Genomic DNA, 26,397 nt, shown 5'->3' on the forward strand with positions numbered 1-26,397 from the left:
CCAAGTACATCCAGTACGAGGGAGATCCGGGCGCACGCCGAGAGCACGCACCAGACGCCGCGGGCTGCTCCACGAAGATCCACCGGACAGGCCCTAGCCCTCACCGCGGCGGCCGCCACCGGGATCGCGGTGCTGCTGCTCGCCCGCGCCGGGGTGCTCGACCGGCCCGCCGTCCAGGCGTGGCGCACCGTCTGCCTGGCGATCACCGTGCAGGCGCTGCCGTTCCTGATCCTCGGCACCGTGCTCTCCGGCGCGATCAACGCCTTCGTCCCCGCCGACCTGTTCACCCGCGTCCTGCCCAGGCGGCCCGCGCTCGCCGTACCGGTGGCCGGGATCGCGGGCGCGGTGCTGCCGGGGTGCGAGTGCGCGTCCGTGCCGGTCGCCAACAGCCTGATCCGGCGCGGGGTGACCCCGGCCGCCGCCTTCGCCTTCCTGCTGTCCGCGCCCGCGATCAACCCCATCGTGCTCACCGCGACCGCCGTCGCCTTCCCGGGCGACCCCGCGATGGTCGCCGCCCGGCTGGCCGCCTCGCTGGCCACCGCCGCCGTGATGGGCTGGCTGTGGCTCTGCCTCGGCAAGGAGAAGTGGCTGCGCCCGGCCGTACGGCACACCGGCCACCAGCACGGCCACAGCCGCTGGGCCGAGTTCCGCCAGGGCTTCCAGCACGACTTCCTGCACGCCGGGGGCTTCCTGGTGCTCGGCGCGATGGCCGCGGCCACCTTCAACGTCGCCGTGCCGGGTTCCGTGCTCGACGCCTTCTCCGGCTCGCCCTGGCTCTCCGTGCTCTTCCTCGCCGGACTCGCCGTACTCCTCGCGGTCTGCTCGGAGGCCGACGCCTTCGTGGCGGCCTCGCTCACGGGCTTCTCCCCCACGGCCAGGCTCGCCTTCATGGTGGTCGGCCCCATGGTGGACCTGAAGCTGATCGCCCTTCAGGCGGGCACCTTCGGCCGGGCCTTCGCCGTACGGTTCTCCGCCGCGACCACGGTCGTCGCGATCGCCGCCAGCGCCCTGACCGGAGGTCTGCTGCTGTGAGACGCCTCGCCCAGACCGCCCTGCTCGCCCTCATCGGCGCCGGCCTGCTGCACACGGCCCTCCTCACCGACCTCTACCTGCGCTACGTCAAGGAGGACCTGCGCCCCGTCCTGATCGCCTCCGGCGCCGTCCTGCTGCTCCTCGCCGCGGTGAACGCGTACGCCGACCTGCGCCGGCCGGAGCCCGCCGGACACGCGCACGCGCACGCCCATGAACACGGGCACGACCACTCGGCCGCCCCCACGGTGGCCTGGCTCCTCGCCCTGCCCGCCGTGAGCCTGCTGGCGTTCGCCCCGCCCGCGCTCGGCGCGTACACGGCCGCCCACTCCGCCGGGAAGCCGGTCACGACCACCGCACGGGAACGCTTCCCCCCGCTGCCCGCGACCTCCCCGCTGCCCCTCACGCTCACCGGCTTCACCCGGCGCGTCCAGCAGGACCCCACGCGGGCGATCGAGGGACGGCAGGTCCGGCTCACCGGCTTCGTCACCCCGGCCGCGTCCGGCGGCGGCTGGTACCTGACCCGGATCATCTTCACCTGCTGCGCCGCCGACTCCCAGACGGTCAAGGTCCGCGTCTACGGCACCGGCGCCCCGCCCGCCGACACCTGGCTCGCGGTCACCGGCACCTGGCACCCGGCGGGCCGGCTCGGCACGAGAACCGCCGAGGCCGCCCTCGACGTCCACGAGACCCGCCCCATCCCCCAGCCGGTCAACGCCTACACGGACGACCTCCCTCTCACCCCCTCCTAGCTCCTGGCCCACCGCGATACTCTGGAGGCTGTCCGCGCCTCACCGCGCGGCGCGGCGGTGGGGCTCGCCGTACCCGAACCGCGGCATCGAGGCCGCCGACAGTCCCTACTTGCGATGGAGCGCGCCCGCCTGCGCGGGCCCCGGCGAGTAGGAGACGTACGCCCATGACACCCCCACGACCCTCCACGAACGAACCCGTGGACCCCGACATCGACCTGCGCGCCCCCGCGCAGTGGCAGGAAGCCTGGCGGGGCCAGGGCCCGGTGGTGGCCGCGGTCTCGCTCGGCGGCGCCATCGGCGCGACCCTCCGGTACGCGGCGTCGCTGCTGTGGCCGGTGGCGGACCCCGGCTTCCCGTGGACCACCCTGCTGGTCAACGCGACCGGCTGCGCGGTCATCGGCGTCTTCATGGTGCTGATCAGCGAGGTGTGGACGGCGCACCGGCTGGTACGGCCGTTCTTCGGCACCGGCGTGCTGGGCGGCTTCACCACGTTCTCCACGTACGCCGTCGAGATCGAGCGGCTGACGGCCGCGGGTCAGGCCCGTACCGCCCTCGCCTACCTGGCCGCGACCCTGTTCGCGGCCCTCGGCTCGGTCGGACTCGCGGTCGCCCTCACGCGCCGCGTCCTGGCCTGGAGGCAGCGATGACCACGACACGTCCGGCCGGCGACGCCCTCAGGGCGACGATCATCGTCGGCGAGCACGACACGTACCACCACAGGCCGCTCTACAGCGAGATCGTGCACCGCGCGCACGCGGCCGGCCTCGCGGGCGCCAGCGTCTTCCGGGGCATCGAGGGCTTCGGCGCGTCCTCCCTGATCCACACCGCCCGGCTGCTCTCCCTGAACGAGGAACTGCCGGTGGCGATCGTCATCGTCGACACCGAGGAGCGCGTACGGGCGTTCCTGCCGGAACTGGACGGGCTGGTGGAGTCGGGGCTGGTGGTCCTGGACGAGTGCCGGGTCATCCGGTACGGGGGCGGGCACACGGGCCGTCCGGGCAAGGAGAGGAACGCGTGAACTGGCTGCTGGTGATCCTCGGAGGCGCGGCGGGAGCGCCCCTCCGCTACCTCACCGACCGCGCCGTGCAGAAGCGCCACGACGCCGTCTTCCCCTGGGGCACCTTCACCGTCAACGTCCTCGGCTGCCTCGTCCTCGGCCTGCTGACCGGCGCGGCGACGGCCGGCGCCGCCTCCCCCCACGTCCAACTCCTCGTCGGCACGGGCCTGTGCGGCGCCCTCACCACCTACTCCACCTTCTCCTACGAGACCCTCCGTCTCACAGAGGACGGCGCGAGGTTCCTGGCCGCGGCCAACGTGACGGCCAGCGTGGTCGCGGGCCTGGGCGCGGCCTTCGTCGGCACGGCCCTGGCGGAGGCGGTCTGGGGCTGAGGAGAGGGTGGGGCGGGCCTCGTACGATGCCCCCTGTGTCCTGGCTCGCGCGTCTCCTCAACCAACTCCTCGGCCGGCCGCCGGGTGTCGTGGACGAAAGAGCAAAACTGGCCGACCTCATCGATGAATTCATCTCGGGCTCCGGAACCCGCATGGATGAGGGCCGGGTTCACCCCCGTCGAACCCGGCCCCGTGCCTGGTGTCGTGCACAGCCCAGGCCAATGAAGAAGCTTCTGACCAGCGACACAACACTCTGGTGCGAGCAGCTCCACCAAGAACGTACACCCTGGTTGCGGGTGTTGGGCAACTACAGTGGTGCGCACACCAGGGTGCTCCCCGCCGAACACGCACCAGAGTGGACGAGGGGACGATCACGACAAGGACGTGCCGGACGTGACTGACGACGAGCCGCGCAGCTTCGCGGAGTTGCTGGACTACCTGTTCAGGCAGGTCCATCCGGACAACCGCGGTCCCTACACGTACGCCGAGGTCGCCGAGGGCATCCAGGAGGCTTCGGGAGGTCAGGGCAAGGGGCTCACCGCCAGCGCGATCCAGCAGTTGCGCACCGGCGCGAAGAAGAACCCGACCCGGCACACCATCAAGGCCCTCGCCGACTTCTTCGGTGTGCCCGCGGGCTACTTCGTCGACGAGGAGGCCGCCCACCGCACCCGCGCGGAGATCGCCGTGCTCGCCGCCATGCGCGACCGCGACGTCCGTACGGTCGCCCTGCGCGCCAACGGCCTGAGCACCGAGACCCTCCAGATGGTCGCGGCGGTGATCGAGCAGGCCCGTGTCCTGGAGGGGCTGCCGGGCGAGACCGTGGCGGACGGCCTCGACCTGGACGACTAGGGCCTGTCCGGCGGATCACGGCGCGGACGCGGGGTCTGGCACGCCCTCCCCCAAGCTCTCGACTTCGCTCGAGCAGGGGGGACCCCCACCGCTCCGCGTCGACTCCCTCCTCCGCCTTGCAGCTGCACGCACCAGACCCCGCTCACCTGGGTCGACGGGCACCGTTTCTCACCCGCACCCTGATCCGCCGGACAGGCCCTAGACCGCCGCTTCCCTGGAGCGTGCTCGAACACTCGTCTAAGCTTCGGGTGATCCGGCGCGGGGGCTTCCGGATCAGCAGATCCCATCCGGGCGTCGCGGCCGCCGTACGTCCGACCCGCGCCCGAGCGACGTCAGGACCGACCATGGACCTCGAGCGGCTCCGCACCGCGTGCGAGGAGCGCGTGGCCGCCCTGCGGCTGCCCCACCGGTTCAGCACCCGGGACCTCTGCGACGCCGTGGCCGCCGAGCGGGGCAGGCCGATCGTCCTCAGGCCGCTGCGGACGCTGGGCGCGATCGACGCGCCGTGCGGAATCCGCCTGGAGACCCCCGAGGCCGACCTCCTCTTCTACGAGGAGGGAACGTCCGCGCTGCACCAGAACCACATCCTGGCGCACGAGGTCAGCCACATCATCTGCGACCACCCCGGCAGTCTGGAGCTGGACCCCGAGGCGTTCCGCGCCATCGGCTTCGACCCCACCCTCGTCCGGCGGATGAACGGCCGTACCGGCTACTCCACGGACGACGAGCGCGAGGCCGAGATGATGGCGACCGTCATCCGGCAGCACATCTACCGCGGACGCGTACTTCCCCCCAGCGCGCCCGCCAGGGGCGCCGAGCGCTGGGAGGCCCTGTTCGCCGAGCCCGGCAGAAGACCGGGCGGCAGACCCGGCAGCCCTGACAGACACGACAGACCCGACAGAAGAGGCCGGCGGCACCCATGATCACCCTGTTGTTCTCGGGGGTGGCCGCCGTGCTGCTCGCCGCCGCCGGTTACTGGCTGCGCGGGCGGGGCGGGCCCAGACCCACCGGCACGTGGGCGATGGCCGCGCTGCTGGTCTCCTTCGCCTTCGCCTTCCTCTCCTACACCCCGCTCGTGGAGAGCGCCGCCGAGAGCGTCGTGCCGCACGTGGGCCGGCTGCTCAGCAACTCCTTCACGCTCGCCGCCGCGACCTCCGTACTGGCGTTCATGCTCCAGCTCAACCTGGAGCCCGAGGACGCCCGGCGCAGCATCCGCCTGCGGGTGCTGTTCCTCGGCGTCTCCGTCGCCGGCATGACCGCGCTGTTCGCCGCCGAGCAGCTGAACGACCGCTCGCCGCAGCTGTACGCGCTCTACGTGCTGATCTACATCACCTACCTGGGCGCCACCGCCAAGGACTTCTGCCTCCAGACCTGGCGGCAGTCCCACCGCTCACGGCGCCGCAGCCAGCGCATCGGACTCCGGGTCACGGCGGCCGGCTGCGTGTCCGCCCTGCTGTACACGGCGTACAAGGTGTTCGCCCTGGTGTCCGTAGGGCTGGGACTGGGGCTGGTCCCGCAGGGTGCCCGGTGCTCGACGCCGGTGACCCCCGGCCGCTGTGTGTTCAGCGTGACCGCGCCCGCCCTGGCCGTCCTCCTCATCACCCTGGGCCTCACCCTGCCCGCGGTGGTCTGGCCCGTCAGCCAGTTCCTGCGGCGGCGGTGGGAGGCGCGGTCGTACGCCGCGCTCGGCCCCCTGTGGGAGCACACCACCGGCGCTACTCCCGAAGTCGTCCTGGCCCCGGCCGAGTTCGACGGCCAGGACCACGCCGCCGACTCCGACTTCTTCCTCCACCGCCGCGTGATCGAGATCAACGACGCCGTCCTCGCCCTGCGCCCCCACCGCTCCCCGGACGTCCTCGGGCGGGCCGGAGCGGCGGTCGCCGAGCGGGGCCTGGCCGGTACGACAGAAGGGGAGGCGATCGTGGAGGCAGCCGTGCTGCGCGCCGCCGTAGCGGCGAAGAAGGACGGAAGCGAGCCGAGGAGGGAGGTCGCGCCGCCGACCCCCGGAGGCCCGGCCCGGGCGGGCAACCTCCACGCGGAGACGGAGTGGCTGCTCCTGGTCTCCCGCGCCTACGCGCACAGCGGGCTCGTCGGCACGGTCACCGCGACGGCGGACCCCGCCGGGACGGGGGCGCGGGCATGACCGACCCGCTGCGCGACCCGCGCTTCTTCGCCGACCCGTACCCGACCTACGCCCTCCTGCGGGACGCCGCCCCGGTACGGAAGGTGCCCACCGGCTCGGGAGGACACCACAGTTACCTGGTCACCGGCTACGAGGAGGCCCGGCAGGCGTTCACCGATCCCCGGCTCTCCAAGGACACCGCCCGCTTCTTCGCGGGCCGGCCGTCACAGCGCGACCTGCATCCGGCCGTGTCCCGGAACATGCTCGCCACCGACCCCCCGCGACACGGACGCCTGCGGTCGCTGGTGACGAAGGCGTTCACCACCGGGGCCGTCGCGCGGCTGCGGCCGTACATCGCCGGGCTGGTCGGTGAACTCCTCGCCGCCTGGCCGGAGCACGGGCCGGTGGACCTTGTGGAGAGCGTGGCGGTGCCCCTGCCCGTCACCGTCATCTGCGAGATGCTCGGGGTGCCCGAGGCCGACCGCGCGCTCCTGCGGAGCTGGTCGGGCGAGCTGTTCGCCGCCGGGGAGCCCGGGCGGATCGACGCCGCCTCCCACGCCGTCGGCGACTACATGACCGAACTGGTCGCCGCGAAAAGGAAGTCGCCCGGCGAGAGCCTGCTCGACGACCTCGTCGCCGTACGCGACAGCCAGGACCGGCTGTCCGAGGACGAGCTGGTGTCGATCGCGGTGCTCCTGCTCGTGGCGGGCCACGAGACCACCACCAACTTCATCGGCAACGCCGCGCTGGCCCTGCTGCAACACCCCGACTCGGCGGCCCGGTTGAGGCAGGACCCGCAGTCGCTGCCGGGCACGCTGGACGAACTGCTGCGCTTCGACTCCCCCGTCGGCATCGCCACGTTCCGCTACAGCACCGAGGAACTCACGCTGGGCGGCACGGTGATCCCCGCCGGAGTGCCCGTCCTCATCGCGCCCGGCGCCGCCAACCGCGACCCCGCCCGCTTCCCCGACCCGGACCGCCTGGACCTCGACCGGAGCGCCACGGGACACCTCGCCTTCGGCCACGGCATCCACCGCTGCCTGGGAGCACCCCTCGCACGGGCGGAGGCCGAACTCGCCCTCGGCGCGATCCTCTCCCGCTTCCCCGAGGCCCGGCTCGCGGTCCCCGCCGAGGACCTGAAGTGGCGCCACACCCGCCTGATGCGCGGCCTGACCGCCCTCCCGCTCCTCGTGTGAGGCGGTGCCGGGCAACTCGTGGCCGGCCGGTGTACAACTATCCGCGGCCTGGCGAGGTCTTGATCGTCGGTGGGAGGCCGTGCCCGGTGCTGCCGCCGCCGATCAAGAGTGAAGGAAGGCATGAAGCGACCCATGCGCCCCCGGCCCGCCCAGCCCCTCGGCCGTCGTACCGCCCAGGCGCTGGCCGCAGGTGTCGTGCTGTCCACCGCCGGTGGCCTGACCGGCCTCACGGCCGGTACCGCCGAAGCCGCCGTGACCTGTGCCTCCCCCGTCTTCAAGCGGACGTTCTACGCGAACACCAGCTTCTCCGGGACGCCGAGGAAGACGGACTGCGACTCCGCCGTCGACCAGAACTGGGGTACCGGAGCCCCGGCGTCCGGTCTGCCCTCGGACCGCTTCGGCGTCCGCTGGACGGTGACCCGGGACTTCGGCTCCGGCGGCCCCTTCACCTTCACCGCCGCCGCGCGTGACGGCGTCCGCGTCTACCTCGACGGCGTGCGCAAGATCGACCTCTGGAGCGACGTCTTGGCCACCCGGTCGAAGACCGTGAACCTCACCGTCCCGTCCGGCACGCACACCCTGCGCGTCGACCACGTCAACTGGACGGGCTCCGCCGACGTCAAGTTCACGTACGGCCCGCGCACCACGGCCGGTACCGACAAGGTGAAGCCGCTGGTCCCGACCGCCCCGACCCTGTCGTACTCCTCGTACAACGCCACCTTCGCCTGGGGCCGCAACAAGGAGATGGACCTCGCGGGCTACCGCGTCTACCGCCGCCTCAAGGGCACGTCGTACCCCGGCAAGCCGCTCGCGACGACGACCGCCACCTCGTACAAGGACACCTCCCTGCCGCGCGACGGCTCGGTCTACTACTACGAGGTGCGTGCCGTCGACAAGCAGGGCAACGAGTCGGCGGGTACGGCGGACATGGGCATCACCACCACCGACACCAAGGCACCGGCCGCGCCGAAGGGCGTCGACCGGAACTGGGCGATGGGCGACGTCGAGAAGGTCTCCCTCTACTGGGACGGGAACACCGAGCCCGACCTCGCCGGCTACCGCGTCTACCGGGGCACCACCTGGACGGTGGCCGCCACCCCGGCGAACCTGGTGAGCGGCGGCACGCTCCGCACCAGCTCCTGGTACGAGGAGGCGCCGCCGAGGACCGGTGACTGGTACCACTACGTCGTCACCGCCGTCGACACGCACGGCAACGAGTCGGCGCCGTCCGCCGCGAGCCAGGAGTTCATGACGCGCGACGAGACGGCCCCGGACGAGACGGCGCTCAACGCCCGCGCCTCGGTGAGCGAGGCCGGGGTGACGCTGACCTGGGACGAGTCGCAGGCCACGACGCACGACTTCGACGGCTACCGCGTCTACCGGTCGAAGAACCCCCGCCCCGCCGGGACGAAGATGCAGGGGGATCTCGTCGGCGAGCACGTACGGGGCACCTCCTTCACCGACCGGGCCCCGCAGCCGGGCACCTACCACTACTGGGTCGTGGCCGTGGACCGCGCCGGGTGCCACGGCACGCCGTCGGTGGACATGGAGGTCCAGGTCCAGGGCAACACCACCGCACCGCCCGCGGTGACCGGCCTGACCGCCGCACCGAAGGCGAACGGCGTCACACTCGACTGGGACGCGAGCGGCGACCCCGGCCTCGACCACTACGAGATCCTGCGCGGCACGCTCAGCGAGGGCGAGTGGACGTACAAGCCGCTGATCGACCCCGTGACCCTCCGGGCCCGGGTGATCACCGGAACGCACCACCACGACCGTACGGTCGCCGACGGCGAGCACGTCCGCTACAGCGTCATCGCCGTCGACCAGTACGGCAACGCGCTCACCCCGGACACCGGAGCCACGGTCACCGAGACGACCGAGGCCGACCTCGGCCCGGACGCCACCGCGACCCCGGCCGCGACCGGCGCCCCCTTCACCTCGCTCGGCGCCCAGTGGCACGGCGACACCGCCTGGGTCCCCTGGATCCTGTCCCCCGAGGCCGACCAGCCCGGCCGCAAGGCCATCGGCTTCAACGTCCACCGCTGGAACCCCACCACCCACACCTTCGACAGACTCACCACGACCCCGCTGCCCCGCACGGACAACGGCTACGCGGACATGCACCTCCCCCAGCACACGACCACCTTCTACCGGGTGACGATCGTCTTCGACGACGGGACGGAGTCGGGGGCGGCGGAGACGGCGGTGGCGGCGGACTGACGACGGGACCACACCACGGTGCGGATCGCGGACGACACCAGCGTCCGCGCCTGACTTGATCGAACACATCGGCGTATCCGTGTCATCGGGTACGCCCTGCCTGGGGGCATTTACATGACTTCGCAGTTCCGCGCGGTGCTCGGCATCGCGCTCACTCCCGTCCTCGCCCTGGCTGCCGCGGCCCCGGCCGCCGCCGCCCACACCACGCTCACGGCCGCGGCCACCGGCACCACCGCCACGGTCGGCGGCACCACCCCGGCCGCCGTCGAGACGCGTGCGCCGGGCCCGTGGGGGACCCGCACCCCGCACGCCCCGAACCCCGACCCCGTCTCCGCCTCGGGCGGGGTGAACGCCCTGGAGTCGGCCGGGAACGGCGCCCTGGTCTCCCTCACCGGCGACGGGCTCTCCCGCTCCACCCGCATCCGGCCCGCCGGCAGCACCGGCTGGCTCGCCCCGCAGACCTGGCCGGACGCCGGCGGGTACAACACCGAGCTCGTCCCGCTCGGCGACGGCTCGGTGCGCCTGGTCTGGCGGGCCAAGCGTGCCGACGACCACGACAACTACTGGCTGAAGGTGGCCACCCTCGCGCCCGGCGCGACCGCCTTCTCCGAGCCCGAGTACATCGCCGCGGTCCCCGAGAAGGGTTACCACCACCTGGCGGCGGCCCCCGACGGCCGGCTGGTCGCCGTCTGGTCGGTCTCCGGTGTCGTGAAGTCCGCGGAGAAGGCCGGCCCGCGGGCCGCGTGGACCGCACCGGCCGACCTCAACGCGCAGCCCCCGTCCGGCAGCCGGGACATATCCAGCATGGACCTGGCGGTCGCCAAGGACGGCACCGCCCTGCTGGTGTGGCAGTGGCAGGCGAGCAAGGCCGTCGTCGCCCTGGAGAAGGCCCCCGGCGCGTCCGCCTGGACCGCGGTCCAGGGCTTCCCGGTCCCGGGCGTGGACCTGGCGCGCCCGAAGGCGTTCGCCGATCCGCAGGGCGGCTTCGACGTGTTCTACGACGACACCGCGCACCTCATGCACACGCACCGGTCCGGCGGCGCCACGCAGTGGAGCACCCCGCGGTCCGCGGCCGTCTCCGGCAGCACGTCCGGGATGGGGGCGCCCGTCCACCTGCCCAACGGTGACCTCTTCGTCGCCGGCGGGACCGGATACTCGACCGGCCCCTGGTACGCGGTGCGCTCGGCGGCCACCGGCACCTGGCAGCCGTACACGCAGCCCTTCTCCACGCACAAGAAGGTCAGCGCGGTCGACGCCGCCGCCACCTCGGGCGGCACGGTCACGGTGACGTGGCGGGAGGGTTACTCGGGCGCGGAGTACGCGATGGCCGCCGTCTTCAAGGGCGGCACCTGGTCCGCTCCGCGGCGACTGAGCGCGACGAGTGCCCAGTTCACCGGGGCGCCCCAGGTGGCCGCGGACGCGCTCGGCCGGCCCGTCGCGCTGTGGGACGAGTACAAGCTGACCGCCACGAACAGCTTCGCCCTGGACGGCGTCTACGAGGCCACCACCACCAGCCGTACCTCGCCCGTGTGGCGCGACCACACGGACGACGGCAAGGCCGACCTGTTCGGCCGCGACGGCACCGCGCTGAAGGTGTACGCGGGCGACGCGACGAAGCTGTCCGCGGGGCAGCGCGCGAGCAGCTGGCCGACGGGCACGCTCGTGCTGCCGTTCGGCGACCTCGACGGCGACCGCTGCAACGACGTGTTCGTCCGCTACCCGAACGGCGAGGCCCGCGTCTACCCGACGGTCTGCGGCGGGCTGCCCGACCAGCAGTCGTCCCACGTCAAGGTCTCCTCCGACTGGAGCGGCTACGACGCGGTCCTCTCGCCCGGCGACGTGACGGGCGACGGGCGGGCCGACCTGCTGACCCGGTCCGCCTCGACCGGTAAGCTGTACGTGTACGCGAACAACGGCGCGGGCGGCTTCAAGGCCCGCGCACTCGCCGGGTCCGGCTTCGGCGCGTACAAGAGGCTGATCGCCGCCGGGGACCTGGACGGCGACGGCAAGAACGACCTGCTGGCCGTCGACGCGTCCAACGAACTGTGGCGGTTCAGGGGCACCGGCACCGGCACGTTCACGTCCCGGTCGCTCGTCTTCAAGGACTGGGGCACCTCCTACAAGGACGTGGTCGGCGGCCTCGACCTGTCCGGAGACGGCCGGCCCGACCTGATCTCCCTGGACAACGACGGCCACGCCTGGCTGAACCGAGGCAACGGCCACGGCGGCTTCGACAACCGGACACAGGCGGGCAAGACGACGAACTGGTCCGGCATCCGCATCTCCTGACGCCCCGAAGCCCGGCCCCCCCCGGGAACACCTGAGGGCCCTTACCGATCCGGTAAGGGCCCTCAGATTTTGCTGTACGGCGGTCGGGGTGGCGGGATTTGAACGTACGACCTCTGCGTCCCGAAGCAACTCGGGCGCTGGTACTGCCTTGGATAGACGCGCCACTCACCCGCGCTGATGGTCCGCTGACGTCCGCGCTCGTCCGCCGTTGTTCGTCGGCGAGCCCGTTGTTCGTGCCGGCGTCTATGGTCTCAAACGCGCGGTCGGCTTCCGGGGGTTCCAGCTCTGAAGAGAATGGTTTGCATCCCCGGCCTGTCTGGGGGCGGCCCGGAGAACGTCCGGGACCTCACCGACGGTCGGGCCTCGTCGATGGCCAGCGGATGACCTGCCAGCGCCGACCGCGCACCCCCTTCCCCATGGGCAGACGCACGCTTTCCAACTGTGTTGGTGGGGTCGCGGGCTGCGTGCGGGGGCGTTCACCTGCGTTCATTGGCGGCTGGCCGCCGATGCGGGTACGGCTTCAGGACTCGCCTGAACGATCGTGGACGGGGCTGAATGAGACGGAAACTGAGACGGCCGTCCATGCTCCTAGAGCCGACCTCGCCACCATGGCGCGTCCAGACTGTCAGCCGGGATGACCTTGGCCCTGGCCAGGATCTTCACGTCCAGGGCCCGCACCAGGGCCCGCAACTCACGCGCGCTCCTCCTCGGCAGGGCGTGAATCACGGCTTCAAGGTGACCGCGGAAGTCGACGCCGTAACACCCGCACTCAAGGATGCCGCAGTCAGGACCTAGTGGGTCCGCAAGCTGTCTGAGAGGGCCGTGGGCCAGGGCCTTCCAGTGCCAGAACGCCTCTTCCGTGGCTTCGGGCCAGAAACGGGTCCTCTCAAGCCGCCGTATGTCAGCAGTGCAAGATCCGGAGAGGCGATCAATGAACGGGTACCGTCGCTGCCTCGGCCGGCGGCTAGGAAGGTCGCCCCGCAGGGCTGACGGGCGCCTACGCGGCATTGCCCCTTCGGTTGTGGGTCATGGGGGCAAGGTACAGAACGACTTGCTCGGTGGCCACCGTGTATCGGGTGGCTGAAGCTCGCCGCCAACGTCCGCCGCGCCTTCCGCCAGGCGCTCAAGGGCATCGACGGGATCCACGCCGAGGAGTGGACGCCGAGGGAGCTCCGGCACAGCTTCGTGTCCCTGCTCTCTGACCGGGGCGTCCCGCTGGAAGAGATCTCCCGGCTCGTCGGGCACTCCGGGACCGCCGTCACAGAGGAGGTCTACCGGAAGCGGATCCGGCCCGTGATCCAGACCGGTGCCGTGGTCATGGACGGCATCTTTGGCACGCAGGAACGGCGGCCGTAGGCACGCGGAAAGCGGTAGTCACTCAGATAGACACGCAAGCAGAAACAGGTGAGGCACCTAGGAACGCTCCTAGGTGCCTCACCTGGTGTTTCAGCTGTCGGGGTGGCGGGATTTGAACCCACGACCTCTTCGTCCCGAACGAAGCGCGCTGCCAAGCTGCGCTACACCCCGATGTCGCTGCTGTCGCGGCGACGTCGTTTACTTTAGCCCACCGGGGGCCGGAGGCGAAATCCGGTTCAGACGCGGCGGCGGACCGGGGTGGGGCGGGCGTGGTCGAGGATGATCAGGGCCAGCGCGGAGGCGTAGATCGCCAGGCCGATCAGGAGCGCGTTGGCCAGGGAGTGCCGGTAGCCGTGGGCCGTGACGTCCAGGAAGGGGTAGAGGTAGCGGGCGGGGGAGGACGTGGGGACGAACATCGCCCGGCCCAGCGTGAAGATCAGGTAGGCCAGCGGGAACAGCAGCCACGCCGCCGCCTGGCGCAGGTGCATCCGTGAGGCCGGGGTCAGCAGGAGCCAGTCCAGTACCGCCGCCAGCGGGACCAGGGTGTGCAGGACCTGGAGTGCCGCCCACTGGGCGTGCCAGCGGGCCGGCGGCGTCGTCGCGCCCGTCATCGTGAACGGGGGCGTCGTGTGGGCCAGCAGTACGTGGTACACCGCCGCGCCGATCACCACGTACAGCAGCACCGCGCCGGTGACCGACGCCGGGAGTGCGCGGCGCGGGCGCCAGGAGCGGGACGCCGCGACGAGCATGACCACCGCCAGCAGGGCCGTGCTCTGCACGCTGAAGTAGCTCAGCGCGCGGGCCGGGCCGGCCAGGAGGATCTCCAGGGCCACTCCGCCCGCCGCCAGCAGCGCGGTCAGCAGGCGGAAGGCGGCGACCAGGGGGCGGCGGACCGGGGCCACCACCGCCGACACCGGGACGTAGGACGGCTGCAGCACGGGGGTGCTTTCCCAGGGGATCGCGGGCAGATCCGGGATCTCCCTGGGAATGGGCGGTATCGGTGCGGTCATGCCCTCACGCTAGGCAGGAGGGCGAAATGCGGCCATTCGGTGCACTCCGGATGGGTTACGCACCTCCGGACGGGCTACGCACCCCGGGACAGGGCCCGCACCCCGCGACGGCTTACGCCCGTTCCACCAGCGTCAGCAGCGTCGCCTCCGGCGGGCAGGCGAAGCGGATCGGGGTGTAGCGGTTGGTGCCGCAGCCGGCCGAGACGTGCAGGTAGGAGGTGTTGCCGTCGGCCGTGTGGGTGGACAGCCCCTTCACCCGGTCGGTGTCCAGGTCGCAGTTGGTGACCAGCGCGCCGTAGAAGGGGATGCAGAGCTGGCCGCCGTGGGTGTGTCCGGCGAGGACCAGGGGATAGCCGTCCGCCGTGAAGGCGTCCAGGGTGCGCAGGTACGGCGCGTGCACGATGCCCATCGAGAAGTCGTACGTACCGGAGGGGCCGCCGGCCACGCGGGCGTAGCGGTCGCGCTTGATGTGCGGGTCGTCCAGGCCCGTCAGCTCGATCGACGCACCCTCGACCTTCAGCACGCCCCGCGTGTTGGTCAGGTTCAGCCAGCCCGCCGTGTCGAAGCCGTCCCTGAGGTCCTCCCAGGGGTTGTGGACCACGCCGACCGCGGGCGCGTTGCCGTTGAGGCCGTGCTTGCCGCTCGCCTTCTCCAGCAGGTACCGCGCGGGGTTGCGGAGCTTGGGGCCGTAGTAGTCGTTGGACCCGAAGACGTACGCGCCGGGGAACTCCATCAGCGGCCCGAGCGCGTCCAGCGTCTCCGGGACGCCCTCGGGGTCGGAGAGGTTGTCGCCGGTGTTGATCACGAAGTCGGGGCGCAGCCCGGCCAGCGACTGCAGCCAGCGCTGCTTCTTGCGCTGGCCGCTCACCATGTGGATGTCGGAGACCTGAAGCATCCGCAGCGGACGCATGCCCGGCGGGAGGACCGGCACGGTCACTCGTCGGAGGCGGAAGGAGCGGGCCTCGAAGCCCGCCGCGTACGCCACTCCGGCGGCACCGGCCGCCATGATTCCCAGGGGTACTCCGTATCGCGCGCGCATACGCCCATCGTGTCAGACGCCGCCGGAGCCTCAAGAGCGGGCGCCCCCTGATCAAGGCCCTTTAATCAGGGGGCGTTCGGCCGTACGCACCTGCGACAATCGCTGCATGACCACCACCCTCAAGTCGAAGCTCCACGACGACCTCAACTCCGCGATCCGTGAGCGTGACGAGCTGCGCTCCGCGACGCTCCGGCTGACCCTCGCCGCGATCACCAAGGAGGAGGTCGCGGGCAAGGAGAAGCGCGAGCTGTCCGACGACGAGGTCCTCAAGGTGATCACCAAGGAGGCCAAGAAGCGGCGCGAGGCGGCCGACGCCTTCGCCCAGGGTGGCCGTCCCGAGCAGGCCGAGCGCGAGAAGGCGGAGGGCGAGCTGCTCGCCACGTACCTGCCCAAGCAGCTCTCCGACGACGAGCTGACCGCGATCGTGGCCCAGGCCGTCGAGGAGGCGAAGGCCGGCGGCGCCGAGGGGCCGCGGGCCATGGGTGCCGTCATGAAGATCGTGAACCCCAAGGTGGCCGGGCAGGCCGACGGCGGCCGGGTCGCCGCGATCGTGAAGCAGCAGCTCCAGGGCTGAGAGACGGCAGTGGGGCCGCACCTTGTCGATCAAGGTGCGGCCCCACTGCCGTGAGCGCGGCGATCAGTTCCGGCGTCCGCCGTTGGTGTTCCCCTGCAGCAGGTTCCCCGGCGTCTTCGGCTTCGGCTTGGGCTGGACGGCGCCGGGGCGGCCGTTGTTGCCGCCGTCGAAGCCGCCGGTCAGCCCGCCGAAGAGGCCGCCGATGAGGCCGCCGCCCGGAGTGCCCTGGCGGCCGCCGTCGTCACCTTCGCGCCGGCCGTCGCCCCGGTCCTCGTCGTCCGGGATGTCGATCGTGTTGAAGTCGGGCGCGTCCTTGCCCACGAGGGCGCCGGACATCGCGTCCCGCCAGATCGGACCCGGCACGCCACCGCCGAAGACGAGGGGGTGGTACGACCCGCCGATGGTGATGTTGATCATCTTCACGTCCTGCCGGGCGCTGCCGACCCAGACCGCGCCGGACATGTTCGGGGTGTAGCCGACGAACCAGGCGTTCTTCCGCTCGTCGGTCGTACCCGTCTTGCCCGCGCTGTCCCGGTCGTTCAGGCCCGCCTCCTGGCCGGTGCCGGAGTCGATCACGTCCCGGAGCAGGGTGTTGACCGTGTCCGCCGTCTTCTCGTTCATCGCGCGCGAGCACGTCGACTTCGGCACGGGCAGCGACTTCTCCTCGTCGCCGGACCGCTCGGTGATCGACTCGATGGCGACCGGAGTGCAGTACATGCCGCGCGCGGCGAAGGTGGCGTACGCGTTGGCCATGGTCAGCGGGGAGAGGCCGATGGAGCCGAGCGCGATGGACGGCTCCTGCGGCAGCTTGGAGCCGTCGCCCTGCACGACGTGCAGCTTGTCGGCCATCTTGGCCACCGGGCACAGCCCGATGTCGGAGATGAGCTGCACGAAGTAGGTGTTGACCGACTTGGCCATGGCCTCCTTCATGCGGTACGGGCCCTTCTCGGACTCGTTCTCGTTCTCCACCGTCTCCTTCTCGGTGTTGCGGTAAGGCGTGGCACCGCAGCGCTGGACGGGGCTCGGGTAGTTCATCTTGTACGGCGCCGAGTACGCCTGGGTCGGCGGCTTGCCGCCCTCGATCGCGGCCGCCGCCACGAACGGCTTGAAGGTCGAACCGGTCGGGAAGCCGAAGTTGGAGCCGCCCAGGTCCCGGTCGACCGAGAAGTTGTACTCCGTCTCGTCCTTGGCGTAGCCGAGCGGCTTCGACTGGCCCATCGCCAGCACCTTGCCGGTGCCCGGCTGCACCAGGGTCGCGGCCGCCGCGACCGAGTCGGACTTGTAGACGTGGTCCTTCAGCGAGTCCTGCACCGACTTCTGCGCCTGCGGGTCCAGCGTCGTACGGATCGTCAGGCCGCCCTTGTTCCAGACCTTGGCCCGCTCCTCGCGGGTCTTGCCGAAGACCGGGTCGGTGAGGAAGACGTTCTCGACGTACTTGCAGAAGAACCCGGAGTCGCGGGTCGCGGTGATGCAGCCGTTCTTGGGGCGGCTGACGTGCAGCCCCAGCGGCGCCTGCCCCGCGAGGTCGGCCTCGGCCTGCGAGATGTCGCCCAGCTCGGCCATGCGCTGGAGCACCGTGTTGCGCCGCTTGGTGGCCTCGGCCTCGTCGTTGACCGGGTCGTAGCGGCTCGGGGACTGCACGATGCCCGCGAGGAGGGCGGATTCCTGGAGGTTGAGGTCCTTGGCGTGCTTGGAGAAGTAGCGCTGGGCCGCGGCCTCGACGCCGTACGCCTGCTCGCCGAAGAAGGTGATGTTGAGGTAGTTCTCCAGGATCTTCTTCTTCCCGAGCTTCTCCTCGATCTGGATCGCGTACTTCAGCTCGCGGACCTTGCGGCCGAGGGTCTGCTGGGTGGCCTGGGCGACCTTGGTCGGGTCGTCGCCGGCCTCCTCGATGAAGTAGTTCTTCACGAGCTGCTGGGTGAGGGTGGACGCGCCCTGGGCGACGCCCCCGCTCTGCGCGTTCTTGTTCAGCGCGCGCAGCACGCCCTTGAGGTCGATGGCGCCGTGCTGGTAGAAGCGCGAGTCCTCGATGGCGACGATGGACTTCTGCATGTACGGCGAGATGTCCTTCAGCTCCACCACCGTGCGGTCACGGGAGTAGACGCTGGCGATCTGGTTGCCCCGGCTGTCCAGTATGGTCGTGCGCTGGCTGAGCTGGGGGCTCTTGAGGTTGGCCGGGATCTCGTCGAAGCCCTGCACCGACCCCTTCGCGGCCAGGCCCAGCGCCCCGGCGGCCGGCAGCGCGATGCCCGCCATGACCGCCCCCGCGAGCACACTGACACCGAGGAACTTGGCGGCCGATTGCGTCGTCGACAGACCACCGCCCGAGCGCTTCTTTGGCATGGGGGCAGCCTAATCCGTAGTGATAAGCGTTCCGGGGGAGCGACGGGCCCTCAGGGCGTACGGGTGCAGGATCGTGACGTCCGGTCGGGTGGCGGACGGCCTCCGGCCGGGTCGTGCGGGGGCCGGTCGGGCGCGCCGGGGCATGCCGGACGGGCGCCGGGTGCGTCACGGCACGGCAAAGCGGGGGCCGAGGTTGTCATTCGCCGGACACACGCACAGGCATTGGCCTAAGCTGCTCTCAACTGTCACAGCGGCGCGGCCATGTAGCAATACGTCCGGCGACCCCGAATCGTTCCGGAGTACCCCGACTTCTCACCGGGGACGTGTCCGAATCCGCCTCGTGTGTCACCCGGCGCCCCATGTGCCGCACCACAACCATCCCGCTTTGCCGGGATGATCACGCATGTCGCCAGCTCACTCCTCCGGGTGATCTGCCGCTTACCCATAGTCCGTTCGGGCCATTCAAGATTGGGCCCGAAGGGGGTGTTGCGCTGTCCGCGCCTTCCGTAACGTCCTCAACTGGCGGCGGTGAATATGCCGCTGCCGCCGTGGGGGAGCCTCGATTCGGGAGAGGACGGCGCCGGTATGGGCTGGGTTACCGACTGGAGTGCGCAGGCTGCCTGCCGCACTACCGATCCGGATGAACTGTTCGTGCAGGGAGCAGCGCAGAACAGGGCCAAGGCGGTGTGCACCGGTTGCCCGGTACGCACCGAGTGCCTGGCCGACGCGCTGGACAACCGCGTCGAGTTCGGCGTGTGGGGAGGCATGACGGAGCGCGAACGCCGGGCGCTGCTGCGCCGGCGTCCCACCGTGAGCTCGTGGCGCAGGCTGCTGGAGACCGCACGCTCGGAGTACGAGCGCGGCACCGGGATGGTGTCCCTCGACGACGACGAGGTGTACGAGAACTACGCCGCCGTGAGCTGAAGGCTTCTGTCGGCATAGGCCGGGGGGCATCGGGGGCGAGGCCGTCGGGGGTGACGTCGGCGTAGCCGGTACGGCCGCCGCACGGCGATGCCGCGCGGGGAGCCGGTGGGCGGGTGCGCCCGCCTGTGCCGTGCTGTGCCGCCGTACACAGGGACGAACAGGCGCGCGGGCATGCCGGTCTACGGCATGCCGTGGGGCCCGGGGGCCGGGCCGCCGCCGCTAGGACAGTTCCGTGTGCCCGGCCGCCAGGAGGTCGCCGATGTCGCGCAGGCCCGTGAGGTCGTGCACATCGCCGGGCAGCGCGGGCACTTCCACGATGGCCACCTCGGGGTGGCGGCTGATGAAACGGTCCCTCGTGCGCTGTTCGCGCGCGAGCAGCCGCATGCGTTCCGCGTGCAGCCGCAGCAGACCCGCGGTCAGGTCGTCCACGGACCGGTCCGGGTCCGGGGCGGGGGAGCCGTCGTCAGGAGCCGGAGAGGTGGAGCCGACCGGGGCGGAATCTGAACTTCCGTCCTTTTCGGGGGAGTTACGAACGTCAGCCTTCCCGTCCTCCTGATCCACAATGCCGGGGCCGGCAAGATTTTCCGCGGCGGCGAGCGCCCGCTCGGCCGACAGCCGGGTGGCGCCGCTGCCGTGGACGCGGTTGAGGACCAGGCCGACCAGCGGCATCTTCTCCGCCGCCAGCCGCTCGACGAAGTACGCCGCCTCGCGCAGCGCGTCCCGCTCCGGGGCCGCGACCACCAGGAACGCCGTACCGGGCGCCTGCAGCAGCTTGAAGGTGGCGTCCGCGCGGGTGCGGAACCCGCCGAACGTGGTGTCCATCGCGGAGACGAACGTCTGCGCGTCCTTGAGCAGCTGACCGCCCAGGATCTTGCCCAGGGTGCCGGTCATCATCGACATCCCGACGTTCAGGAACGCCATCCCCGCGCGGCCGCCCAGTTTCGCCGGAGCGGTCAGGAGCCGGATCAGCTTGCCGTCCAGGAACGAGCCCAGCCGCTTCGGCGCGTCGAGGAAGTCCAGCGCGTTGCGGGAGGGCGGGGTGTCGACGACGATCAGGTCCCACTCGTCCTTGGCCCGCAGCTGGCCGAGCTTCTCCATCGCCATGTACTCCTGCGTGCCCGCGAAGCCGCCGGAGACCGTCTGGTAGAAGGGGTTCGCCAGGATCTGCGCCGCCCGCTCGGGGTCCGCGTGCGCCTCCACGACCTCGTCGAAGGTGCGCTTCATGTCGAGCATCATGGCGTGCAGCTCGCCGGCCTCGGCCCGCTCGCCCGGCGCATCCGCGCGACGGTCCTCGGTGCCCTTGACCCGCCGCGGCACGTTGTCGAGGGAGTCGATGCCCATCGACTGGGCCAGCCGCTTGGCGGGGTCGATGGTGAGGACGACCACCTTGCGGCCCCGCTCGGCGGCCCGGAGCGCGAGCGCGGCCGCCGTGGTGGTCTTGCCGACGCCGCCGGAGCCGCAGCACACCACGATCCGGGTCCGGGGGTCGTCCAGCAGCGGGTCCACGTGCAGGGTCTCCGCCGGGGACAGGCCGGAGCGCGCGTCCGGGTCGGCGGCGGTCTGCGGGTCCGGACTCATGACAACCCCTGCTTCCGCAACTCGGTGGCAAGTTCGTACAGACCGGCGAGGTCCATGTCCTCGGCGAGCAGCGGCAGCTCGTCCACCGGCAGGCCCAGCTCGTCGAGGACCGCGCGCTGCTCCCGCTCCAGCGTGTGCCGTTCGGCGTACTCGGCGGCCTGCGTCAGCAGCGGGTCGACCAGCCGCTCGGCGTGCCCGCCGCGCCGCGCCCCGCCGAGACCCGCCGAGGACAGCGCGCGGGCGACCGCGTTGTGCGGCACGGAGCGCGCCAGATCCAGCTCGGCCGCGTCGAGCAGCTCGGGGCGGACCATGTTCACGATGACACGGCCCACCGGAAGCCCGGCCGCGCGCAGTTCGGCGATGCCGTCGGCGGTCTCCTGGACCGGCATCTCCTCCAGCAGCGTGACCAGGTGCACGGCGGTCTCCGGCGACTTCAGCACCCGCATCACGGCCTGCGCCTGATTGTGTATGGGGCCGATCTTGGCGAGGCCCGCCATCTCGTCGTTGACGTTGAGGAAGCGGGTGATGCGGCCGGTGGGGGGCGCGTCCATCACGACGTGGTCGTAGAGGAACTCTCCGCTCTTGTCCTTGCGGCGCACCGCCTCGCACGCCTTGCCGGTCAGCAGGACGTCACGCAGTCCCGGCGCGATGGTGGTGGCGAAGTCTATGGCGCCGAGTTTTCTCAGCGCGCGGCCCGCGCTGCCGAGTTTGTAGAACATCTGGAGATAGTCCAGAAGGGCCTGTTCGGGATCGATGGCGAGGGCATAGACCTCTCCCCCTCCGGGAGCGACGGCGATCTTCCGCTCCTCGTAGGGCAACGCCTCGGTCTCGAAGAGCTGTGCGATGCCCTGCCGGCCCTCGACCTCGACGAGAAGCGTCCGCTTCCCCTCGGTGGCGAGAGCCAGCGCTAGGGCGGCGGCGACCGTCGTCTTTCCGGTCCCGCCCTTGCCGCTGACGACCTGGAGCCTGCTCACGTCTTCGAGCCTAACCAGTCCGGGCGACACTCACGCGGGAGGCTGTGGATAACAACGACTACAGTCGGCCTATGACCAAGTGGGAATACTCAACGGTGCCGCTGCTCGTCCACGCCACGAAGCAGATCCTGGACAACTGGGGCGAGGACGGCTGGGAGCTCGTCCAGGTGGTGCCCGGGCCCAACCCCGAGCAGCTCGTCGCCTACCTGAAGCGCGAGAAGCAGGCGTGAGCGCGGTCGAGGCCCGGCTCGCCGACCTCGGCCTGACGCTGCCGGAGGTCGTGCCGCCGCTGGCCGCGTACCAGCCCGCCGTGCGGTCCGGGATCTACGTCTACACCGCGGGCCAGTTGCCCATGGTGGACGGGCAGCTGCCCGTCACCGGCAAGGTCGGCGCCGAGGTCACGGCCGAGGAGGCCAAGGACCTGGCCCGGACCTGCGCGCTGAACGCGCTGGCCGCCGTCAAGTCCGTCACCGGCGACCTGGACCTGATCGCCCGCGTGGTGAAGGTCACCGGCTTCGTCGCCTCCGCCGCCGACTTCACCGGCCAGCCTGGCGTCCTCAACGGCGCCAGCGAGCTGCTCGGCGAGGTGCTCGGCGACAAGGGCGTGCACGCCCGCAGCGCGGTGGGCGTCGCGGTGCTGCCGCTGGACGCGCCGGTCGAGGTCGAGATCCTGGTCGAGCTGGTCCCGTAGCCCGTCCGGCCCGCGATCCGGCACCTCTCGAACATCTGCCCTGTTCGGGATAGCCTCCGCCCATGGCGAACGGTCAGTGGTACCCCCCGGAGTGGCCCGACCGCATCCGCGCCCTCGCGGACGGCACGCTCACCCCTGTCGCCCCGAAGCGGGCGGCGACCGTGCTGCTGCTCAAGGACACCCCGGCCGGTCCGGCCGTGCACATGCTGCGCAGACGCGCCTCCATGGCTTTCGCCGGAGGCGCGTACGCGTATCCGGGCGGCGGGGTCGACCCCCGCGACGACGACCACCACGTCCGCTGGGCGGGCCCCACGCGCGCGTGGTGGGCGGACCGGCTCGGCGTCGACGAGGGCGCGGCCCAGGCGATCGTCTGCGCGGCCGTGCGCGAGACGTACGAGGAGGCGGGCGTCCTGCTCGCCGGGACCGGCCCGGACTCCGTCGTCGGCGACACCAGCGGGGACGACTGGGAGGCGGACCGCGCCGCCCTGGTCGCGCACGAGCTGTCCTTCGCCGAGTTCCTCGACCGCAGGGGGCTCGTGCTGCGCTCCGACCTGCTGGGGGCGTGGACCCGCTGGATCACCCCCGAGTTCGAGACCCGGCGCTACGACACCTGGTTCTTCGTCGCCGCCCTGCCCGAGGGCCAGCGCACCCGCGACCTGTCCACCGAGGCCGACCGCACGGTGTGGACGCGGCCCGCCGACGCGGCCGCCGGATACGACCGGGGCGAGCTGCTGATGATGCCGCCCACCATCGCCACCCTGCGCCAGCTGCTGCCCCACGGGACGGCCGCCGAGGCCCTCGCCGCCGCGCCCGGCCGTGATCTCACCCCGGTGCTGGCGCGCGCCCGGCTGCTGGACGGCCGGGTGGAGCTGAGCTGGCCGGGGCACGAGGAGTTCACCAAGCACGTCCCGGCAGCCCCGGGCCCGCGGGGAGGCACGGCATGAGCGACGCCGCCGCCCTGCCCGGCCAGCCCCGTGACGTGGTCCGCTCGGGCCCGGCGACCGAACGCGCCGTCAACGTCCTCGCGCCCAACGCCTCGCCCATGACCCTGGACGGCACCAACACCTGGATCGTCGCCGAACCGGACTCCGACCTCGCCGTGGTCATAGACCCCGGCCCGCTGGACGACGGCCACCTGCGCGAGGTCGTCGACACGGCGGAGAAGGCGGGCAAGCGGATAGCGCTCACCCTGCTCACCCACGGCCACGCCGACCACGCGGAGGGCGCGTCCCGGTTCGCGGAGATCACCGGCACGCGCGTGCGCGCGCTCGACCCGGCGCTGCGGCTCGGGGACGAGGGGCTGGGCGCCGGGGACGTGGTCACGGTCGGCGGTCTGGAGCTGCGGGTCGTGCCCACCCCCGGCCACACCGCGGACTCCCTGAGCTTCCATCTCCCGGCCGACCGCGCGGTGCTCACCGGTGACACCGTCCTCGGGCGCGGCACGACCCTCGTCGCCCACCCCGACGGCCGGCTCGGCGAGTACCTGGCCTCCCTGCGCCGCCTGCGCTCGCTGACCGTGGACGACGGCGTGCACACCGTCCTGCCGGGCCACGGCCCGGTCCTGGAGGACGCCCAGGGCGCCGTCGACTTCTACCTCGCCCACCGCGCCAACCGCCTGGCCCAGATCGAGACGGCGGTCGAGAACGGCCACCGCACCGCCGAGGCCGTGGTGGCCCACGTGTACGCCGACGTCGACCGCTCCCTGTGGCCGGCGGCCGAGCTCTCGGTCCGGGCCCAGCTGGACTATCTGGGCGAGCACGGGCTGATCTGAGCCCCGGCCCGCTAGCGTGGCCGCGTGATCAGGATGGAGTGGGACGGCCTGACCGACCGCGGGCAGTTCGGCGAGGAGTACCTCCGGGAGCGCGACCGCTTCGCCGACCTGGCGCGGGACGCCGACTGGGACGCGGTCTTCGAAGAGCTGGGCAGGCGCCCGGAGTGGGCGAACCTCCCCCGGCCCGGCCTGCGCAGCGGGTTCGCCCCGCTGCACCAGGCCGCCTGGCACGGCGCGGACTTCGCCGTCGTCTCCCGGCTGATCGCGCACGGCGCCTGGCGCACCCGGCGCGCGCGGGACGGCGGGCGAGCCGTGGACGTCGCGCGCGAGCGCGGGCACACGCATCTCCTCGAACTGCTGGAGCCCGTCCCGGTGCGGACGCTCCCGGCCCCGGCGCACGAGCTGGAGAGGCACTTCCACGCGCTGCTCCGGGACCACGCGGGCCACGCCCTGGAGCGGACCGAGCACCTGCTGCCGCCGCTGACGGAGGGCCCGGACGTCGGCGTCGTCTTCCCGGTCGCCGGGATGATGGGCGGCTTCACCTACCGCCTCGGACCGGACCACCTGCACGTGCACGCCCACTCGCGGATGGACTACAGCGACGGCAGCCGCTACCGCGTGACCGCCACGGGCTGGTCCGGGCTCTGATCAGGGCTGGACGGCCCCCGCGTCCGCGCGCCCGGTCTTCTCGCCGTGCACGCGCGCGTACTCCGCGGCCAGCCACGGTCCCAGGTCGTCCGCGTAGCCGCGCAGGACCGCCGGGTCCCCGACGGGCTCGCGGCCGTAGCGGGCCGCCACACGCATCTGGGCGGCCCTGCGGGGGTGGTACGCGCCGAACACCTCCGCCATCTCCGCCGGCTCGCTCGTCCAGCCGTTCCAGCGGGGCATCACCAGGGTGAAGCCGTTGCGCACCAGATGCCGGGACATGAAGCGGACGAGGGGACGCCGGGCCTCCTCGGTGCCGGCGCCGGCGATCCGTGAGCGCCAGCGGGGGAGCAGCAGGGCGAGGTCGCCGTTGGTCTCGCGGGCGAGCAGCGAGGTGGGCCGGTAGCGGGGCAGCCGCCCGGCGAGGTCGTCCCCGAGCAGCGGGGTGCACAGGCAGGCCAGGAACCACCCCATGTCGTACCGCTCGGCCTCGCTCAGCAGCCGGGCCCGGCCGTACAGCAGGCTGCCCACGCCGTCGATCTGCGGGAAGCGCCCGTCGAGGTGGGTACCGAGGTCCGCCACGGCGGCCCGGTCGGCGTCGGAGGGCTCCGAGTCCAGCGCGATGAGCAGGTCCAGGTCGCTGCGTCCCACGCGCGCGGTGCCGCGTGGGACGGACCCGTAGAGGTAGCCGCTGTGCAGCCGCTCCCCGAACACCTCCGCCAGCCCGGTCCGCGCTGCCGCCACCACGGGGCGGAACGCGTCCTGCACGCGCGCGAGGGAGCCTTCACGGGCGATGAACCCCTCGGCGTCGAGGCCGTGGGGCACTGGCGGTGCTGGCATGCGGACACTGTGCACCGCCTCAGGCGGCCGTGCAGGTCATTTACGGACGCCAGGGCCCTGCCCGGCGTGGAGAGGCCCCGGTGGGCGTCAGCGGGACCGCTTGGCCAGCCGCTCGACGTCCAGCAGGATCACCGCGCGCGCCTCCAGGCGGAGCCAGCCGCGCTGGGCGAAGTCGGCGAGCGCCTTGTTGACCGTCTCGCGGGAGGCGCCGACCAGCTGGGCCAGCTCCTCCTGGGTGAGGTCGTGCACCACGTGGATGCCCTCCTCGGACTGCACGCCGAAGCGGCGCGACAGGTCCAGCAGGGCGCGCGCGACACGGCCGGGCACGTCGGAGAAGACCAGGTCGGACATGGCGTCGTTGGTCTTGCGCAGGCGGCGGGCGACGGCGCGCAGCAGGGCGCCGGCGACCTCGGGGCGGGCGTTCAGCCAGGGCTGGAGGTCGCCGTGGCCGAGGCCGAGCATCTTGACCTCGGTCAGCGCGGTCGCGGTGGCCGTGCGCGGGCCCGGGTCGAACAGCGAGAGTTCGCCGATCAGCTCGCTGGGGCCGACGACGGCGAGCATGTTCTCGCGCCCGTCGGGTGAGGTGCGGTGCAGCTTGACCTTGCCCTCGGTGACGACGTAGAGCCGGTCGCCGGGGTCGCCCTCGTGGAACAGGGAGTCGCCCCGAGCGAGGGTCACCTCGCTCATGGAGGCGCGCAGCTCAGCGGCCTGCTCGTCGTCAAGAGCCGCGAAGAGCGGGTTGCGCCGCAGAACGTCGTCCACGAGTTCTCTCCTTGTCGAGCTGCTCAGGGGATGTTCCTCCC

The 26,397-nt window shown here is 72.0% G+C and carries 25 protein-coding genes, 1 tRNA gene and 1 pseudogene; 19 read left to right on the forward strand and 8 right to left on the reverse strand.

The genetic code is table 11. From position 1 onward, the window contains the following. The first annotated feature begins 24 nt into the window (after positions 1 to 24). The 12 genes and pseudogenes from ABZ898_RS21120 to ABZ898_RS21175 all read left to right on the forward strand — a co-directional run. Positions 25 to 1,032 carry a permease gene (locus tag ABZ898_RS21120; RefSeq protein ID WP_361661257.1) on the forward strand — a complete coding sequence of 336 codons (1,008 nt, stop codon included), beginning with the start codon at positions 25 to 27 and terminating at the stop codon, positions 1,030 to 1,032. Further along, entirely contained in the window at positions 1,029 to 1,781 is a 753-nt protein-coding gene (locus ABZ898_RS21125; protein ID WP_361660914.1) for a TIGR03943 family protein, read from the forward strand. Before ABZ898_RS21120 ends, ABZ898_RS21125 begins: the two co-directional genes overlap by 4 nt. Before the next feature lie 164 nt (positions 1,782 to 1,945). Then, on the forward strand, positions 1,946 to 2,428 hold the full coding sequence (locus ABZ898_RS21130; protein WP_361660917.1) for a CrcB family protein: 483 nt from the start codon (positions 1,946 to 1,948) through the stop codon (positions 2,426 to 2,428). Further along, complete coding sequence (locus ABZ898_RS21135; protein WP_361660920.1) at positions 2,425 to 2,799, forward strand: DUF190 domain-containing protein; 375 nt, start codon at positions 2,425 to 2,427, stop codon at positions 2,797 to 2,799. The genes ABZ898_RS21130 and ABZ898_RS21135 overlap by 4 nt, the downstream gene beginning before the upstream one ends. After that, positions 2,796 to 3,170: a fluoride efflux transporter CrcB gene (gene crcB, locus ABZ898_RS21140; RefSeq protein WP_361660923.1), complete on the forward strand. Its 375-nt coding sequence runs from the start codon at positions 2,796 to 2,798 to the stop codon at positions 3,168 to 3,170. Before ABZ898_RS21135 ends, crcB begins: the two co-directional genes overlap by 4 nt. A gap of 393 nt (positions 3,171 to 3,563) precedes the next feature. Beyond that, complete coding sequence (locus ABZ898_RS21145) at positions 3,564 to 4,019, forward strand: helix-turn-helix transcriptional regulator (protein ID WP_361660926.1); 456 nt, start codon at positions 3,564 to 3,566, stop codon at positions 4,017 to 4,019. Positions 4,020 to 4,363: 344 nt separating this feature from the next. Beyond that, positions 4,364 to 4,942, forward strand: coding sequence for a regulator component (locus tag ABZ898_RS21150; RefSeq protein ID WP_361660929.1), 579 nt, complete (start codon positions 4,364 to 4,366; stop codon positions 4,940 to 4,942). Further along, the gene (locus ABZ898_RS21155) at positions 4,939 to 6,162 is read left to right on the forward strand and encodes an MAB_1171c family putative transporter (RefSeq protein WP_361660932.1); all 1,224 of its coding nucleotides are present in this window, start codon (positions 4,939 to 4,941) and stop codon (positions 6,160 to 6,162) included. The genes ABZ898_RS21150 and ABZ898_RS21155 overlap by 4 nt, the downstream gene beginning before the upstream one ends. Further along, positions 6,159 to 7,337, forward strand: a complete 1,179-nt coding sequence (locus ABZ898_RS21160) for a cytochrome P450 (protein WP_361660935.1) — start codon at positions 6,159 to 6,161, stop codon at positions 7,335 to 7,337. Before ABZ898_RS21155 ends, ABZ898_RS21160 begins: the two co-directional genes overlap by 4 nt. Before the next feature lie 120 nt (positions 7,338 to 7,457). Then, on the forward strand, positions 7,458 to 9,560 hold the full coding sequence (locus tag ABZ898_RS21165) for a PA14 domain-containing protein (RefSeq protein WP_361660938.1): 2,103 nt from the start codon (positions 7,458 to 7,460) through the stop codon (positions 9,558 to 9,560). Positions 9,561 to 9,674: 114 nt separating this feature from the next. Continuing rightward, on the forward strand, positions 9,675 to 11,849 hold the full coding sequence (locus ABZ898_RS21170) for a VCBS repeat-containing protein (RefSeq protein WP_361660941.1): 2,175 nt from the start codon (positions 9,675 to 9,677) through the stop codon (positions 11,847 to 11,849). A 1,089-nt stretch (positions 11,850 to 12,938) separates the two neighbouring features. Next, positions 12,939 to 13,205: pseudogene (locus ABZ898_RS21175) on the forward strand (tyrosine-type recombinase/integrase); the annotation flags it as partial. 97 nt (positions 13,206 to 13,302) lie between these two features. Here the strand turns inward: ABZ898_RS21175 and ABZ898_RS21180 are convergent. The 3 genes from ABZ898_RS21180 to ABZ898_RS21190 form a co-directional block, all read right to left on the reverse strand. After that, positions 13,303 to 13,376: transfer RNA gene (locus ABZ898_RS21180), tRNA-Pro, on the reverse strand. 65 nt (positions 13,377 to 13,441) lie between these two features. Further along, the gene (locus tag ABZ898_RS21185) at positions 13,442 to 14,215 is read right to left on the reverse strand and encodes a Pr6Pr family membrane protein (RefSeq protein ID WP_361660944.1); all 774 of its coding nucleotides are present in this window, start codon (positions 14,213 to 14,215) and stop codon (positions 13,442 to 13,444) included. A 112-nt stretch (positions 14,216 to 14,327) separates the two neighbouring features. Continuing rightward, positions 14,328 to 15,254 (reverse strand): metallophosphoesterase, encoded by a 927-nt coding sequence (locus ABZ898_RS21190; RefSeq protein ID WP_361660946.1) that lies wholly within the window; start codon positions 15,252 to 15,254, stop codon positions 14,328 to 14,330. A gap of 106 nt (positions 15,255 to 15,360) precedes the next feature. On the opposite strand from ABZ898_RS21190, the gene ABZ898_RS21195 reads away from it, so the two are divergent. Next, positions 15,361 to 15,828, forward strand: a complete 468-nt coding sequence (locus ABZ898_RS21195) for a GatB/YqeY domain-containing protein (protein ID WP_361660949.1) — start codon at positions 15,361 to 15,363, stop codon at positions 15,826 to 15,828. Positions 15,829 to 15,891: 63 nt separating this feature from the next. Here the strand turns inward: ABZ898_RS21195 and ABZ898_RS21200 are convergent, their stop codons facing one another. Beyond that, positions 15,892 to 18,171 carry a transglycosylase domain-containing protein gene (locus tag ABZ898_RS21200; RefSeq protein WP_361660952.1) on the reverse strand — a complete coding sequence of 760 codons (2,280 nt, stop codon included), beginning with the start codon at positions 18,169 to 18,171 and terminating at the stop codon, positions 15,892 to 15,894. Positions 18,172 to 18,756: 585 nt separating this feature from the next. On the opposite strand from ABZ898_RS21200, the gene wblA reads away from it, so the two are divergent. Further along, positions 18,757 to 19,095, forward strand: coding sequence for a transcriptional regulator WblA (gene wblA, locus ABZ898_RS21205; protein ID WP_361660955.1), 339 nt, complete (start codon positions 18,757 to 18,759; stop codon positions 19,093 to 19,095). A 219-nt stretch (positions 19,096 to 19,314) separates the two neighbouring features. On the opposite strand, the gene ABZ898_RS21210 is transcribed toward wblA, so the two are convergent. Together ABZ898_RS21210 and ABZ898_RS21215 are read right to left on the reverse strand one after the other, a co-directional pair. After that, complete coding sequence (locus ABZ898_RS21210) at positions 19,315 to 20,673, reverse strand: ArsA-related P-loop ATPase (protein WP_361660958.1); 1,359 nt, start codon at positions 20,671 to 20,673, stop codon at positions 19,315 to 19,317. Next, positions 20,670 to 21,647 (reverse strand): ArsA-related P-loop ATPase, encoded by a 978-nt coding sequence (locus ABZ898_RS21215; RefSeq protein WP_361660961.1) that lies wholly within the window; start codon positions 21,645 to 21,647, stop codon positions 20,670 to 20,672. Before ABZ898_RS21215 ends, ABZ898_RS21210 begins: the two co-directional genes overlap by 4 nt. 71 nt (positions 21,648 to 21,718) lie before the next feature. On the opposite strand from ABZ898_RS21215, the gene ABZ898_RS21220 reads away from it, so the two are divergent. From ABZ898_RS21220 to ABZ898_RS21240, 5 genes are all read left to right on the forward strand, one after another. Continuing rightward, positions 21,719 to 21,877, forward strand: a complete 159-nt coding sequence (locus ABZ898_RS21220) for a DUF4177 domain-containing protein (protein WP_018547934.1) — start codon at positions 21,719 to 21,721, stop codon at positions 21,875 to 21,877. Continuing rightward, positions 21,874 to 22,338: a RidA family protein gene (locus ABZ898_RS21225; RefSeq protein ID WP_361660964.1), complete on the forward strand. Its 465-nt coding sequence runs from the start codon at positions 21,874 to 21,876 to the stop codon at positions 22,336 to 22,338. Before ABZ898_RS21220 ends, ABZ898_RS21225 begins: the two co-directional genes overlap by 4 nt. Positions 22,339 to 22,400: 62 nt before the next feature. Beyond that, the gene (locus tag ABZ898_RS21230; RefSeq protein ID WP_361660966.1) at positions 22,401 to 23,282 is read left to right on the forward strand and encodes an NUDIX hydrolase; all 882 of its coding nucleotides are present in this window, start codon (positions 22,401 to 22,403) and stop codon (positions 23,280 to 23,282) included. Continuing rightward, entirely contained in the window at positions 23,279 to 24,109 is an 831-nt protein-coding gene (locus ABZ898_RS21235; RefSeq protein ID WP_361660969.1) for an MBL fold metallo-hydrolase, read from the forward strand. Before ABZ898_RS21230 ends, ABZ898_RS21235 begins: the two co-directional genes overlap by 4 nt. Before the next feature lie 33 nt (positions 24,110 to 24,142). Then, the gene (locus tag ABZ898_RS21240; RefSeq protein ID WP_361661260.1) at positions 24,143 to 24,757 is read left to right on the forward strand and encodes an ankyrin repeat domain-containing protein; all 615 of its coding nucleotides are present in this window, start codon (positions 24,143 to 24,145) and stop codon (positions 24,755 to 24,757) included. Here the strand turns inward: ABZ898_RS21240 and ABZ898_RS21245 are convergent, their stop codons facing one another. Together ABZ898_RS21245 and ABZ898_RS21250 are read right to left on the reverse strand one after the other, a co-directional pair. Then, positions 24,758 to 25,594 carry a nucleotidyltransferase domain-containing protein gene (locus tag ABZ898_RS21245; RefSeq protein ID WP_361660972.1) on the reverse strand — a complete coding sequence of 279 codons (837 nt, stop codon included), beginning with the start codon at positions 25,592 to 25,594 and terminating at the stop codon, positions 24,758 to 24,760. Between the two features lie 87 nt (positions 25,595 to 25,681). Further along, positions 25,682 to 26,356, reverse strand: coding sequence for a Crp/Fnr family transcriptional regulator (locus ABZ898_RS21250; RefSeq protein WP_361660974.1), 675 nt, complete (start codon positions 26,354 to 26,356; stop codon positions 25,682 to 25,684). Positions 26,357 to 26,397: the final 41 nt, after the last annotated feature.

This window comes from Streptomyces sp. NPDC046860 (genome assembly GCF_040645115.1).
In the GTDB taxonomy this organism is placed as follows: domain Bacteria; phylum Actinomycetota; class Actinomycetes; order Streptomycetales; family Streptomycetaceae; genus Streptomyces.